Below are 12,822 nucleotides of genomic sequence, written 5' to 3'. Positions count from 1 at the left end.
TCGCCAAGACCCGCTTGCGCGCCCGCGCGGCCAGTCTATACGCCCGGCCTCCAACGATGTTCCCCGATAGCTCAGCTGGTAGAGCAGTCGGCTGTTAACCGACTTGTCGCAGGTTCGAGTCCTGCTCGGGGAGCCATCGTGGGGAGCCGGAGCGCTCCCCCGCTAGACCCACGCCATCGCCGCACTTATGACCGGGCTCGCGTTCCCGCGCCGCCGCGCCCTGCCCTGTGAGCCGTCCCCATGTTCGACGCCGCCCGCCCCGCCCGCCTGAATCGCTCCCAGCTGTCGGTTCCCGGATCACAGCGCCGATTCCTGGAGAAGGCCGCCGCAAGCGCCGCCGACATCGTCATGCTCGACCTGGAGGACTCGGTCGCGTCGTCCGACAAGCCCGCCGCCCGCGAGACGGTGATCGCCGCCCTCAACGAACTGGACTGGGGCCAGCGCACGGTCTCGGTGCGGATCAATGCGCTCGACACCCCCTTCATGTACCGCGACCTGATCGAGGTGGCCGAGCGCGGCGGGAACCGGCTCGACCTGATCATGGTCCCGAAGATCAACAGCGCCGCCGACGTCCACCTGCTGGATGTGCTGCTCTCCCAGATCGAGGCCGCCACCGGCCGCAAGCGCCTGGGTCTGGAGCTGCAGATCGAGACCGCCGAGGGGCTCACCAACGTCGAGGCCATAGCCGCCGCCAGCCCGCGGGTGGAGAGCCTGCACTTTGGCCCCGGCGACTTCGCCGCCTCGATCGGCGCGCGCTCGACCTCCATCGGCGGCCCGGTGCCGGACTACGCCGTCCTCGCCGACGCGGACGCGCAAGGGGCTCGGGCGCGGTTCCTGGGCGATCCCTGGCACTATGCCCTGGCCCGCATCGTCGTGGCCTGCCGGGCGGCCGGCGTGCGGCCCGTGGACGGCCCCTATGGCGACTTCAACGATCCCGAGGGCCTAGAGGCCGCCGCCCGCCGCTCGGCCGCCATGGGCTTCGACGGCAAGTGGGCGATCCACCCCAGCCAGATCGAGCCCCTGAACGCCGCCTTCAGGCCCTCCCCCGCCGAGATCGACAAGGCCAAGCGCATCCTGGCCGCCCTGGACGAGGCCTCGGCCGCCGGCCGCGGGGCCGTGGTGCTGGACGGCAAGATGATCGACATCGCCTCCGTCCGTCAGGCCCAGGGCCTGGTGGAGAAAGCGCGCCGGATCGGGCTGGCTTAGGCCTTCAAGGCCAGTCCGCCGATCATGCCGCGGATCAATCGCCCTTCGGCGCCGCCGGCTTCCTGATCACAACCACTGGCGCAGGGGCCGCGGGGATCACCTGCTGAACCGTCATCGAATGCTCTTGGGCCAGCTCATCAATGCGCGTGGTGGCAAGGGGCTCGACGCCGCCGTCCAGGCTCCAGCCCGCGGGCCGGGGCGCTGAAGGCCGTTCCTCTGCGGCGTCCGCCAGGCCCGACGGCTCGGCCGCCATTTGGGCGAGTTGATAGCCCGTGATGCGGTTGGCCAGGATGAGAAAGCACACCGTCGATCCGACGAATAGGATCTGGCCTCTGACCGGCATGAGATACGAAACGTACCATAGGACACTGAAATAGAAGGAGACGATCCAGAACCCCCACCAGACAAGGATCAACAGAGACCTTTCGGGGGCTCGAGCGCTCCTCCAAAGCGCATAGGCCACGGGTATGCCGTAGAGCAAATTGAGCGCGGGGAATATGAGCAGCGTAACCGCTTGGATCGGCGAATATTTCAGCTTTCCAGAGACTTGAGACGCGAGCGAATAGGCCTTGTAGATCCAGGCCAGTTCCACACAAGCCGTGGCCACATAGGTCCATTTGAGCCACACATCCGTCACGGCTCCGGCGTCGCCGACATCCCCGAGCCAGGCTGCAGCCAGGTCGCCGACCAACACGGCGCGCAGACCCTGAAGACCCAGGCAAAGCGTCGAGATGATGTTGAGCGCCAACGTCCAGCGTCGCCACTCCGACCGCAGAATGACCGTGTCCACAGCGCTTCGACCCCCACCTCAGGTTGATCGAAACACAGCTTCGCGGACCTGTCGATAACCCCGACCGCGATCCAGGGCGTCAGCCCGCCTCCGCCGCCATGGCCTGGGCGCCGTCGCAGCGGATGGCCTGGAAGGCGCCCGTCGCCGGATCGCCGGTCAGGCGTACGGGCTGGTCCACGAAGATCGGCGCCACGGCGCGGAACGAGAAGCGGGTCAGGGGCCGCCCCAGGCGTCGGGTGGCATAGGCGTGCAGCTTGGCCGCCGTGAAGGGGCCATGCACCACCAGGTCGGGATAGCCTTCCTCGCCGCGCGCATAGGGTTGGTCGTAGTGGATGCGGTGGCTGTTGAAGGTGACGGCCGAGAAGCGGAACAGACGCACCGTGTCGGGCCGCCAGGCTTCGTCGTCCGGCCCGAGGTCCTGGGCGACCGGGACCAGGGCGGCGGTCGCCTCCCCCGCCCCGCGATAGACGATGGTCTGCTGCTCGCGCGCGCAGACGCCCGTGCCTTGCGAGATCACCCGCTCGACCTCGACGAACACGAGATCGCCGGTGCGGCCCGAACGATGCTTCACGTCCAGGATGGTCGAGACCATCTCTGCCGGCTCGCCCAGCACGAGCGGCGCGCCGAAGGTCATGGCGGACGACGCGAACATCCGGCGCGGAAGGGTCACCGGCGGCAGGAACCCGCCGCGCTTGGGGTGACCGTCCGGCCCGATCTCGCTGTCCGGGAACACCGGCAGGAAGAAGGCCCAGTGCGCCAGGGGCGGCTGGGCCTGTTCGACGTCGAGCCCCGCGCCGACCGCGGCGGCGAACCGGCGCAGAGCCTCAGGATCCAGGGCTTCGCTCCGCCGCTCCTCGCGGCCGATCCAGCCACGCCACGTCTCGATCAGGCCTTGCTCCAGGGGCTCGCTCACGGCCGGTCTCCCATCTTGCGACAGGCGACTGAATGGCGGGCTTTGGCGACCGACGCAAACCTCTCGGAGCGAATTCAGCCCTGGACGTCGGTCTCCGGGCGGTCATGGCCGTCGGCGTGTTCGGTGCGCCAGACGCCGGTCTCGTCCTCGTACTGGATCTCCTCGGTCGCGCCAGGGACCCGCTGTTCGCGGGCCACGCGCTGGGCGCGGGCCAGGGCCTCGGCCCGGGTCTTGAAGGTCTCCGAATAAACCCCGTTCGAGCGATAGGCCCAACCCCCGTCGTGCTCGACGACCTGATAGACGACATGAACCATGGAAGGTCTCCAGTAGGACTAGGGGGTAAGGGAGGTGCTGATCGCCGAGCCGGCGGTCAGCATGCGGTGCACCGGGCACATCTCGGCGATCTGCAGCAGCCGCGCCCTCTGATCGGCGTCGAGACCGCCGGCCAGGGTGATCACCCGGGTGAAGCTGTCGTGGGGCGTCGCCTCGGCGCTGCGGTGGTGCGAGACCGCCACATGGACGGCGCCCAGGGGAATGCCCTTGCGCTTGGCGTAGAGGCGCAGGGTCTGGGCGGTGCAGGCCGCCAGACCGGCGGCGACCAGGTCATGGGGCGTGGGCCCCAGGTCGAGCCCGCCATGGGAGACCGGCTCATCGGCGACGAACCGGGCCGGCCCGCCGAAACGAGCAGCTGCAGGCCGCCATGGCCGCCGTCGTCGGCGGACGACCAGCGGTCCTCGACCGTTACATCCATGGGGGTTCTCCTGCGGGATCGGGCCGGAGCGTCCGCCTCGGCCGCCCCGGCGTCAAAGTCAAAATCAGATCCGACTAGCCGAACGCCGCCGGGTCCGGTCCGATCCGTCCCTGCGCGCCGTCCAGCCCGGCGATCGCCGCCATGTCCGCGTCGTCCAGGGCGAAGCCGAACACGTCGAGGTTCTCGGCGATGCGCGACGGGGTCACCGATTTCGGGATCACGATGAGCCCCAGTTGGACATGCCAGCGGATGATCACCTGGGCCGCGGTCTTGCCGTGGCGTTGGGCGAGGGCGGTGAGCGTCGGATCATCCAGCGTCTTGCCCTGGCCCAGCGGGCTCCAGCTCTCCGTCAGGATGCCCTTGTCGGCGTGGAAGGCGCGCAGGGCGGACTGCTGGAACCGCGGGTGCAGCTCGATCTGGTTGACCGCCGGGGTGACGCCCGTCTCGCCGATGATCCGCTCCAGGTGCGGGACGGCGAAGTTGGAGACGCCGATCGACTTGGCGCGCCCCTCCTCCTTCAGGCGGACCAGGGCTTTCCAGCTATCCAGATAGAGGTTCTGGGTCGGGGCCGGCCAGTGGATCAGATAGAGGTCCACGTGGTCCATGCCGAGCCGGCCCAGGCTCTTGTCGAAGGCGGTGAGCGCCGCGTCATAGCCCTGGTTGTCGTTCCACAGCTTGGTGGTGACGAACACCTCGTTGCGGGCGAGGCCGGAGCGGCGCACGCCCTCCCCCACGCCCTTCTCGTTGCGATAGACGGCCGCCGTGTCGACGGCGCGATAGCCGGCGGCCAGGGCCACGGCGACCGTATCGGCCGTGGTGTCGGCAGGCGTCTGCCAGACGCCGAGCCCCACCTGGGGAATGCTGCGGCCGTCGTTCAGGGTCAGGTGGGTCTGATCCGACATGCGCCTACCAGACCCCCGTATTGGCCATCGAGGCCCAGGGCTCGGCGGGGGCCAGCGCCGGGCCGGCCTGCAGCAGCTCCACCGAGATGCCGTCGGGCGAGCGGACGAAGGCCATGTGCCCGTCGCGCGGGGGACGATTGATGGTCACGCCGCCGGCCTGCAGCCGGGCGCAGGTCTCGTAGATATTGTCCACAGCATAGGCCAGGTGGCCGAAATTGCGGCCGCCCTTGTACTCCTCCGGATCCCAATTGTAGGTCAGCTCGACCATGGGGGCCTTGGAGGCCTTGGCCTGGTCCTCGTCGCCGGGCGCGCAGAGGAAGACCAGGGTAAAGCGGCCGCCGGCGTTCTCGACACGGCTGACCTCGGTCAGGCCCAGCTTGGCGCAATAGAAGTCGAGGGAGGCTTCCAGGTCGGTCACCCGGACCATCGTGTGCAGGTACTTCATCGGCTCTGGCTCCTCTCAAATCACAAAACTGGCGGGGTCCGGATAGCCGGTCTCCGCGCAAGACCATACCGCCGGATTGCGGCGTTCGGGGCACATTAGCCGACGCATGCGCTTCCTGTCGGCGATTTCATTTGTCTTCGCGGAACGGTGGCATCAGACACCGCATCAACCTATCTGCATGAAGGTTGGGGAAACGGTCGCGCACCCGCGTGCGTCGGTCGAATAAGCGAACGTCGCGCTGGGGAAACGACTGGATGCGTCTTAAGTCTTCATATGTGGTCGCCATTGGCATCGTCCTGTTCGTGGCGCTGCTGTTTGCGATCGGCAGCCTGTCCGGCGGCAAGACCGACAAGGCCGACGCCAAGGCCGGCGCGGCGGCGGCGAAGCCGTCCGGCCCGCCCAGCGTCCAGGTCCAGGCCACGCCTGAGACCCTGCATCGCTACACCGTCACCATCCGCGGCCGCACGGAAGCCGCGCGCAGCGTCGTGGTCCGTTCGGAGACGGCGGGCACGGTCGCCGCTGTGCCCTCCGTCGAGGGCGCCTTCGTCCGCAAGGGCGCGATCCTGTGCAAGCTGAACGTCGACGCCCGCCAGGCGGCGGTGGACCAGGCCCGCGCCCAGGTGCGCGCCCAGCAACTGACCCAGCAGGCTTCCGTCGAGCTGGCCCGCAAGGGCTATCGCTCCCAGACCCAGGTGCTGCAGGCCCAGGCCGCGCTGGACAACGCCCAGGCCGTCCTGCGCCAGGCCGAGGTGGCCCTGGAGCAGATGAATGTCCGCGCGCCCTTTGACGGGGTGTTCGACAAACGCGACGCCGAGATCGGCGCCTATCTGGCGCCCGGCCAGTCCTGCGGCACCATGATCGAGCTCGACCCGCTGCTGATCGTCGGCGACCTGCCGGAGACCGAGACCGGTCGCCTGCGGGTCGGCGCGGCCGGCACGGCCCTGCTGCTCTCCGGCCAGACCCTGTCGGGTCACGTCCGCTATCTGAGCCATGAGGCCGATCCCCAGACCCGCACCTATCACGTCGAGGTCACGGCCCGGAATCCGGGCCTGAAGATCCGCTCGGGCCTCTCGGCCACGGTGAAGATCGAGGCCGGTCAGGGCCCGGCCCATCTGGTCCCGGTCTCGGCCCTGGTGCTGGACGCCGCGGGCCGCCAGGGCGTGCGCTATGTGCAGGCCGACGACGTGGTCGGCTTCGCGCCGGTGACGGTGATCGAGGAGACCCCGGACGGGGTCTGGGTCTCGGGACTGCACGGCCAGGTCCGGGTGATCACGGTGGGCCAGTCCTATGTGGCCGAGGGCCAGAAGGTCCGGGTCGGCGCGAGCCGCTGATCCGGCCGGGCCCCCGCTGGGGCCCTGGCCTCGCATGAGCTAGAATTGTCTGGACCGCGCGCCACAGAGCCGCGGTCCTCGGGAGGCGAAGACCATGATCGGACCCTTGATCGACGGCGCCATCAAACGGCGGAAAGTCGTGCTCGGCGTCACCCTGATCGCCAGCTTCTTCGGATTCATGGCCTACAACGCCATGCCCCGGGAATCGAACCCGGACATCACCATTCCGTTCGTCTCGGTCGTCGTCCCCTATCCGGGCGTGAGCCCCGAGGACGCCGAGCGCCTGCTGGTCAAGCCTCTGGAGATTCAGCTCCAGTCCCTTGACGGGCTTAAGGAAATGAACGCCTCCGCACGCCAGAGCATGGCCGTGGTGACCCTGGAGTTCGAACCGGACTTCAACAAGGACAAGGTGCTGGAGGACGTCCGCGCCAAGGTCGATCTGGCGCGGGGCAAGTTCCCGCCGGACGCCGAGGAGCCGGTTATCCAGGAGGCCAACTTCTCCGGCGACCCGGTCATCGGCATCGTGCTCTCGGGCGCGGCGCCGGAACGCGAGCTCGTCCGGGTCGCGCGCGACCTGAAGCAGAGGCTGGAGGCCACCCCCGGCGTCCTCGAGGCCGAACTCAGCGGCGGCCGCGAGGAATTCCTGGAAGTCACCGTCGATCCGGTGCGGATGGAGGCCTACAACGTCACCACCGGCGACCTCGCCCAGGTGATCGGCCGCAACAACCAGCTGGTCCCGGCCGGCGACATGCGCTCTGGCGGCGGCAAGTTCGCGGTCAAGGTGCCGGGCGTGGTCGACAAGCCCGAGGACATCCTCAGCCTGCCGATCAAGCGCAACGGCGACCGGCTGATCACGGTGGGCGACATCGGCGAGGTGCGGCGCACCTTCAAGGAAGCCAACTACATCACCCGCTTCAACGGGGAGTCCGCCTATTCGCTGGAGGTCTCAAAGCGCGCGGGCGCCAACATCCTCGACACCGTCAAGCGCATCCGCGCCACCGTGGCGACGGAGCAGAAGCGCTGGCCGGAGACGATCCACGTCTCCTACACCTTCGATGAAAGCGACTTCATCGGCCGCACCCTGAACGTGCTTGAGGGCGGCCTGATCTCCGCGACCATCCTGGTGATGGTGATCATCATCGCCAGTCTCGGAATCCGTCAGGGCCTGCTGGTGGGCCTGGCGATCCCGGCCTGCTTCATGCTGGCCTTCCTGATGCTCAACGCCATGCACGTGACCCTCAACCAGATGGTCATGTTCGGCATGGTGCTGGCGGTGGGGATCCTGGTCGACGGCGGCATCGTGGTCGTGGAATACGCCGACCGGAAGATGGCCGAGGGCCTGCCCAAGGAGGAGGCCTTCGCCGCCGCCGGCAAGCGGATGTTCTGGCCGGTGCTGAACGGCACCCTGACCACGCTCTGCGCCTTCATCCCGTTCATGTTCTGGAACTCGATCGCCGGGAAGTTCATGAGCTTCCTGCCGCTGACCCTGTTCTTCGTGCTGGGCGCGTCAATCTTCGTGGCGCTGATCTTCACCCCCGCGCTGGGTTCGATCATGGGCCGCAAGGCCGGCGTGGACGAACACCTGCTGGCGGAGATCGAGAAGTCCGAGCGGGGCGACCGCGCGAGATGGCGGGCTTCATGGGCTGGTACGCCCGCTCGATCAACACGCTCGGCCGCCATCCCGGCCGCACGGTGGTCGCCACCCTGGTGATCGTGGTCTCGATCTTCATGTGGTTCTCGAAGACGCCGCACCGGACCGAGTTCTTCCTCGATCAGGATCCGGAATATGTCTCGGTCTACGTCAAGGCGCGGGGCAACATGTCGCCCGACGCCCAGGACGTGCTGGTCAGCCAGGTCGAACGGCGGCTGTTCGGGATCAAGGGCGTGGAGTCGCTCTACGTCCGGACCGGCACGGCCACAGGCGGCGGCCCGCGCTCGGCGCCCAACGACACCATCGGGCGCATCCAGGTCGAGTTCCAGCACTACGAGGAGCGCAAGGCCCTGGGTCTGCGCGGCAAGGACATCGCCAAGGAGATCCGTCGCCGCCTGGCCGACGTGCCGGGCATGCAGATCGAGGTGCGCGAGCCCCAGGGCGGTCCGCCGACCGGCAAGGCGGTGCAGGTCGAACTGCGCAGCAACAATCCCGCGGCGCTCAACCGCGCCGCCGACCTGGTGAAGGCCAAGCTCGCCGCCGACCCGCAGATCATCGAGCTCGAGGATAATCGCACCTCGCCCGGCATCGAGTGGAACCTGACCGTCGATCGCGAGGCGGCCGGCCGCTACGGGGTCGACGTCCTGACCATCGGCCAGGCGATTCAGTACACGACCGGCGGGGTTCTGGTCGGACGCTTCCGGCCCGATGACGCCGAGGACGAGCTCGACATCCGGGTGCGCTTCACCCCGGCGGGACGCAATGTCGACGCCTTCGAGAACCTGAAGATCCCCACCGCCGTCGGACCGGTTCCGGCCAGCTACTTCGTCAAGCGGGTGCCGGCCCAGCAGGTCACGGCCATCCAGCGGCGCAACAGCCAGCGGCTGGTCATCGTGCAGGCCAATGTCGTCGATGGCGTCGCGGCCAACGCCAAGATCCAGCAGCTGCGGCCGTGGATGGAGAAGGCGCCGATCGACTCCTCCGTCCGCTGGAAGTTCACCGGCGCCGACGAGGAGGGCCGCAAGGCCGTGGTGTTCTTCATCACCGCGATCTCGGCCGCCCTGTTCATGATGATGATCATCCTGCTTTGGCAGTTCAACAGCTTCTACGGGGTGTTCGTGACCCTCTCGGCGGTGATCCTGTCGACCATGGGGGTGCTGCTGGGGGTGCAGATCAATCTCGCCCACACCTTCGACTACATCTCGGTGATCATGCTGGGCACAGGCGTCGTGGCCCTGGCCGGGGTGGTGGTCGGCCACAACATCGTGTTGGTCGACACCTTCTACCAGCTGCGCCGGGCCGGCTATGAGGCGGACGAGGCGGCGATGCGGGCCGGCGCCCAGCGCTTCCGGCCGGTCATGCTGACCACCCTGGTGACGGTGGTTGGCCTGTTGCCGCTGATGTTCCAGGTCCACCCGAACTTCCACAACCTGCACCTGGAATACCGGGCGCCGGGGTCGGAATGGTGGGTGCAGCTGTCGGCGGCCGTGGTCTGGGGCCTGACCTTCGCCACCCTGCTGACCCTGGTGCTGACGCCGGTGCTGCTAGCGGCGCCCAAGGTGGCCTCCGCCCGGTTCGTCTGGCTGTTCGAGCAGATCGGTCTGAAGCGGAAGAAGGCCGAACCCGACGGCCTTCCCCGGGCTGCGGAATAGGCGGGCGGAGCGGCCATGGCGGAGGCTCGCGTCTTCCGGCCGGTGAGCGTCGATGATCTCGACGTGATTTGCCGTCACCGCCGCGAGATGTTCCAGGCGTCCGGGCGGTCTGCGGCCGATCTCGCCCCGATGGACGAGGCGTTCCGGCCCTGGCTCGCCCCGCGGCTGGCGGCCGGCGACTATTTCGGCTGGATCGTCGATCAGGCGGATGGGACGCCGATCGCCGGGCTCGGCATGATGGTGATCGACTGGCCGCCCCACCCGTCCCATCCCCGGCAGGGTGCGCGGGGCTATGTTCTCAATGTCTTCGTCGAGCCCGAGCATCGCGGCCAGGGCCTGGCCCGCCAGCTGATGGACCGGGCCGTCGAGGAGGGCCGCCGCCGGGAGCTGGACTACATGATCCTGCACGCCACCCGCATGGGCCGCCCGCTCTATGAGCGGATGGGCTGGGCCCAGACCTCGGAAATGAGCCTGTCCCTGCGGGGCTAGTGAGCCCGGGTCTGGCGCCGCCACAGGGCGGCGTATTCACCGGCCTTGTCCAGCAGCTCGGCGTGGGTCCCGCGCTCGACGATCTTGCCCCGCCGCAGCACCAGGATCTGGTCGGCGTCGACAATGGTCGACAGGCGGTGGGCGACCACCAGGGTGGTGCGGCCCTCCCTCACCTTGCGCAGGGTGGCCTGGATCGCCTCCTCCGTGCGGCCGTCGAGCGCGCTGGTCGCCTCGTCGAGGATCAGCAGGCGGGGCTCCGCCAGCAGGGCGCGGGCGATGCCGACCCGCTGCCGCTCTCCGCCCGACAGTTTCAGGCCCCGCTCGCCGACCATGGTGTCGAGCCCGTTGGGCAGGCCGTCGATGAAGGCGCCCAGCTCGGCGGCGTCGGCCGCGGCGCGCACGGCGCCGGGATCGGCGTCCGGCCGGCCGAAAGCGATGTTGGCGAACAGGGTGTCGTTGAACAGGGCCACGTCCTGGGGCACCAAGGCCACGGCCCGGCGCAGGGTCGCCTGACGCACATCGCGCAGATCGACGCCGTCCAGGGTCACCCGCCCCGACTGCGGATCCAGCAGGCGCAGGGCCAGGCGCACCGCCGTGGTCTTGCCGGCGCCGGACGGGCCGACTAGGGCCGTGGTCGTGCCCGGCGGGGCCACGAAGCTGACGCCAAGCAGGCCGTTGGACCGGGCGTCATGACGGAAGTCGACATCCTGGAAGGTGAGTTCGGCCCCCTTCCCGCTGGCCGGCGGCAGGTCGCGGGCGGCGGCGGAATCGGTGATGTCCGGCTTCAGCGAGGTCAGGCCGACCATCTGCTCCATGTCGATGAAGGCCTGGCGGATTTCGCGGTAGTTGAATCCCAGCATGTTCAGGGGGCCATAGATGCCGGTCAGCAGCAGGATCGCCGTGGTGACGTCGCCGATCCGCATGTGGCCGTGGATCACCTCCAGCCCGGCCATGACCGCCATCAGGCCGAGGCCGGCGTTGAGCACCACCGCCTGGGCGGCGTTGAGCATGGAGAGCGACGCATTGGCCTGGACCGAGGCCTGGACATAGTCACCCATGGCCGCCTCGTAGCGGTCGACCGTGCGGGTCTCGGCGCCGAAGGTCTTGACCGTCTCGAAGTTGATCATGGCGTCGACCGAGACCCCGGCCGCACGGTTGTCGGTCTCGTTCAGCCGCCGGCGGTGCGACAGCCGCCAGTCGGTGATCCGGAAGGTGGCGACCGTATAGACCACGATGGTGGCGAGCGCCGTCACCGCGAACCGCCAGTCCAGCCGGGTGACCATGACGATCATCGCCATGACCAGCTCGATCGCCGTCGGACCCAGGTTGAAGACCACGCTGCGCAGCAGGAAGTCGGTGGAGCGCGAGCCCCGGTCGATGATCCTGGCCAGGGTTCCGGTCTGCTTGCCCTGATGGAAGTCGAGCGACAGGGAGAGCGAGTGGGCGAAGGTCTCCACCGCGGCCTTGGCCATGGTCTGCTGCGAGACCGGGGTGAAGACCACGTCGCGGGCAAAGGGGGCGCAGGCCGAGATCAGCCGGAAGCCGGCGAAGGCCAGGGCCAGGGTGACGAAATCGGCGCCGAGCTTCAGGGTCTCGCCCTTGGCCGGGGCGAGCGTGTTGATGGCGTCGCCCAGCATGACCGGCGCCCACACCCCGGCGAGCTTGCCCAGGAACACCAGGCCCAACGCCAGCGGCAGGCGCCAGCGCAGCCCGGCCGCGCCCGAGCGCAGAACCAGGCGCGCCAGCTCCGACATGGAGCGCCAGAACCCGAAGCCCTTCTCGTTCGGGGCCGCGACCTCGGGGGCCTTGAAATGCCCGCCGCCATGAGCGTGATGAAATGCCAAGTGAGGGGTGTCTTCCTGCCTGTCGGGGCGATCGAGGAACTTAGGAGGCGGCGACGACCGTCGACTGGACGCCGCCGCCGGGCGTGATCCAGTCCACCCGGACGCCGCCGGCGGTCGGGACCACGCGGAATGGCCCGCCGACCAGGGGCTGGGCCTGGGCGGCGCTGAAGGCGATGCGGCTGTCGATGGATTCGCCGAACACCTTCACATCGTGGCCACCGTCCCGCAGGGGGGCGTTGAGCGACAGGGAGAAGGCGCCGGCCTGGTCGGCGCGGCCCTCGGCGGCGCGGCGGCCATCGACCCAGGCGCTGAGGCTGGTTCCCGCCGGCGCCCGGCCGGAGACCACGGCCGCGCCCTCGCGGTCGAAATCCACAGCGGTGATGCCCTGGGTCGCCGGTCGGCCCAGCCGCACGGCGCCGGCCCCGGCGCGCAGCAGGTATCCCGCGCCGGCCGGCGTCACCATGACATAGCCCTCCGCCTGGACGGTCTGGCCGCCCAGGCTCTGGGACAGGCCGTAGAGCGCGGCCTGGGGTTGGGCGGGCGCCGACAGCCGCCACAGGCCGGCGGCGTCGGCGGTGGCCAGGCTGGTCACACCTGTCGGCGTGGCTAGGCGCACCCGCGCATTGGGCGCCGCCGTTCCTGAGATCAGCATCTGCCCGGCGGAAAGCGCGATATCGGTCACCGCCGGCGGGGTCAGATAGGCGGCGTGGGTCTCGGTCTCACTGGCCGGCGCGGAGCTCTGCGCCGGTTGCGGCCCACAGGCGGCCAGCAGCAGGCCGGCGCCGGCCAGGACCGCGACAAGGGGCGCACGCACGCGAAACACGGCCGGTTGAAACTCCTTAACCCAA

13 protein-coding genes and 1 tRNA gene are annotated in these 12,822 nt (G+C 69.1%); 6 read left to right on the top strand and 8 right to left on the bottom strand.

Translation table 11 applies throughout. The annotated features are described in order from the left end of the window. The first annotated feature begins 60 nt into the window (after positions 1-60). Positions 61-136 (top strand) — tRNA-Asn (locus MQH10_RS14505). 104 nt (positions 137-240) lie between these two features. After that, positions 241-1,206, top strand: a complete 966-nt coding sequence (locus MQH10_RS14500) for an HpcH/HpaI aldolase/citrate lyase family protein (protein ID WP_242564745.1) — start codon at positions 241-243, stop codon at positions 1,204-1,206. Between the two features lie 34 nt (positions 1,207-1,240). Here MQH10_RS14500 and MQH10_RS14495 read toward each other — a convergent pair whose 3' ends face one another. The 6 genes from MQH10_RS14495 to MQH10_RS14470 all read right to left on the bottom strand — a co-directional run bounded on the left by MQH10_RS14495 (position 1,241) and on the right by MQH10_RS14470 (position 5,007). Further along, the gene (locus MQH10_RS14495; protein ID WP_242564744.1) at positions 1,241-1,954 is read right to left on the bottom strand and encodes a DUF4328 domain-containing protein; all 714 of its coding nucleotides are present in this window, start codon (positions 1,952-1,954) and stop codon (positions 1,241-1,243) included. 121 nt (positions 1,955-2,075) lie between these two features. After that, entirely contained in the window at positions 2,076-2,909 is an 834-nt protein-coding gene (locus MQH10_RS14490; RefSeq protein WP_242564743.1) for an HTD2 family dehydratase, read from the bottom strand. 74 nt (positions 2,910-2,983) lie between these two features. Next, entirely contained in the window at positions 2,984-3,223 is a 240-nt protein-coding gene (locus tag MQH10_RS14485; RefSeq protein WP_242564742.1) for a DUF2188 domain-containing protein, read from the bottom strand. Positions 3,224-3,241: 18 nt separating this feature from the next. Then, entirely contained in the window at positions 3,242-3,496 is a 255-nt protein-coding gene (locus tag MQH10_RS14480) for an OsmC family protein (RefSeq protein WP_242564786.1), read from the bottom strand. Positions 3,497-3,734: 238 nt separating this feature from the next. Beyond that, a complete protein-coding gene (locus MQH10_RS14475) occupies positions 3,735-4,562 on the bottom strand; it encodes an aldo/keto reductase (protein ID WP_242564741.1) in 828 nt (275 codons plus the stop codon). 4 nt (positions 4,563-4,566) lie between these two features. Further along, positions 4,567-5,007: a VOC family protein gene (locus MQH10_RS14470; protein ID WP_242564740.1), complete on the bottom strand. Its 441-nt coding sequence runs from the start codon at positions 5,005-5,007 to the stop codon at positions 4,567-4,569. A gap of 254 nt (positions 5,008-5,261) precedes the next feature. On the opposite strand from MQH10_RS14470, the gene MQH10_RS14465 reads away from it, so the two are divergent. The 4 genes from MQH10_RS14465 (at position 5,262) to MQH10_RS14455 (ending at position 10,130) form a co-directional block, all read left to right on the top strand. Then, positions 5,262-6,338, top strand: a complete 1,077-nt coding sequence (locus MQH10_RS14465) for an efflux RND transporter periplasmic adaptor subunit (protein ID WP_242564739.1) — start codon at positions 5,262-5,264, stop codon at positions 6,336-6,338. Between the two features lie 94 nt (positions 6,339-6,432). Beyond that, the gene (locus tag MQH10_RS26450; protein ID WP_272886941.1) at positions 6,433-8,049 is read left to right on the top strand and encodes an efflux RND transporter permease subunit; all 1,617 of its coding nucleotides are present in this window, start codon (positions 6,433-6,435) and stop codon (positions 8,047-8,049) included. Next, positions 7,965-9,641: an efflux RND transporter permease subunit gene (locus MQH10_RS26445; RefSeq protein ID WP_272886940.1), complete on the top strand. Its 1,677-nt coding sequence runs from the start codon at positions 7,965-7,967 to the stop codon at positions 9,639-9,641. Before MQH10_RS26450 ends, MQH10_RS26445 begins: the two co-directional genes overlap by 85 nt. Positions 9,642-9,656: 15 nt before the next feature. Then, on the top strand, positions 9,657-10,130 hold the full coding sequence (locus tag MQH10_RS14455) for a GNAT family N-acetyltransferase (protein WP_242564738.1): 474 nt from the start codon (positions 9,657-9,659) through the stop codon (positions 10,128-10,130). Here MQH10_RS14455 and MQH10_RS14450 read toward each other — a convergent pair. After that, positions 10,127-11,884, bottom strand: a complete 1,758-nt coding sequence (locus MQH10_RS14450; RefSeq protein ID WP_242564785.1) for an ABCB family ABC transporter ATP-binding protein/permease — start codon at positions 11,882-11,884, stop codon at positions 10,127-10,129. The genes MQH10_RS14455 and MQH10_RS14450 overlap by 4 nt on opposite strands. Positions 11,885-12,014: 130 nt before the next feature. Further along, positions 12,015-12,797 (bottom strand): hypothetical protein, encoded by a 783-nt coding sequence (locus MQH10_RS14445; RefSeq protein WP_242564737.1) that lies wholly within the window; start codon positions 12,795-12,797, stop codon positions 12,015-12,017. Positions 12,798-12,822: the final 25 nt, after the last annotated feature.

This window comes from Phenylobacterium aquaticum (genome assembly GCF_022695515.1).
Lineage (GTDB): Bacteria > Pseudomonadota > Alphaproteobacteria > Caulobacterales > Caulobacteraceae > Phenylobacterium > Phenylobacterium aquaticum.
Note: the sequence above shows the minus strand (reverse complement) of the source record. Positions and strands in the feature narration are given on the sequence as shown.

Excerpts from the sequence above, each read along its gene's own strand:
- MQH10_RS14500 (WP_242564745.1), top strand. The coding sequence starts at position 241 with ATGTTCGACGCCGCCCGCCCCGCCCGCCTGAATCGCTCCCAGCTGTCG.
- MQH10_RS14485 (WP_242564742.1), bottom strand. The coding sequence starts at position 3,223 with ATGGTTCATGTCGTCTATCAGGTCGTCGAGCACGACGGGGGTTGGGCC.
- MQH10_RS14475 (WP_242564741.1), bottom strand. The coding sequence starts at position 4,562 with ATGTCGGATCAGACCCACCTGACCCTGAACGACGGCCGCAGCATTCCC.
- MQH10_RS14470 (WP_242564740.1), bottom strand. The coding sequence starts at position 5,007 with ATGAAGTACCTGCACACGATGGTCCGGGTGACCGACCTGGAAGCCTCC.
- MQH10_RS14465 (WP_242564739.1), top strand. The coding sequence starts at position 5,262 with ATGCGTCTTAAGTCTTCATATGTGGTCGCCATTGGCATCGTCCTGTTC.
- MQH10_RS26450 (WP_272886941.1), top strand. The coding sequence starts at position 6,433 with ATGATCGGACCCTTGATCGACGGCGCCATCAAACGGCGGAAAGTCGTG.
- MQH10_RS26445 (WP_272886940.1), top strand. The coding sequence starts at position 7,965 with ATGGCGGGCTTCATGGGCTGGTACGCCCGCTCGATCAACACGCTCGGC.
- MQH10_RS14455 (WP_242564738.1), top strand. The coding sequence starts at position 9,657 with ATGGCGGAGGCTCGCGTCTTCCGGCCGGTGAGCGTCGATGATCTCGAC.
- MQH10_RS14450 (WP_242564785.1), bottom strand. The coding sequence starts at position 11,884 with ATGTCGGAGCTGGCGCGCCTGGTTCTGCGCTCGGGCGCGGCCGGGCTG.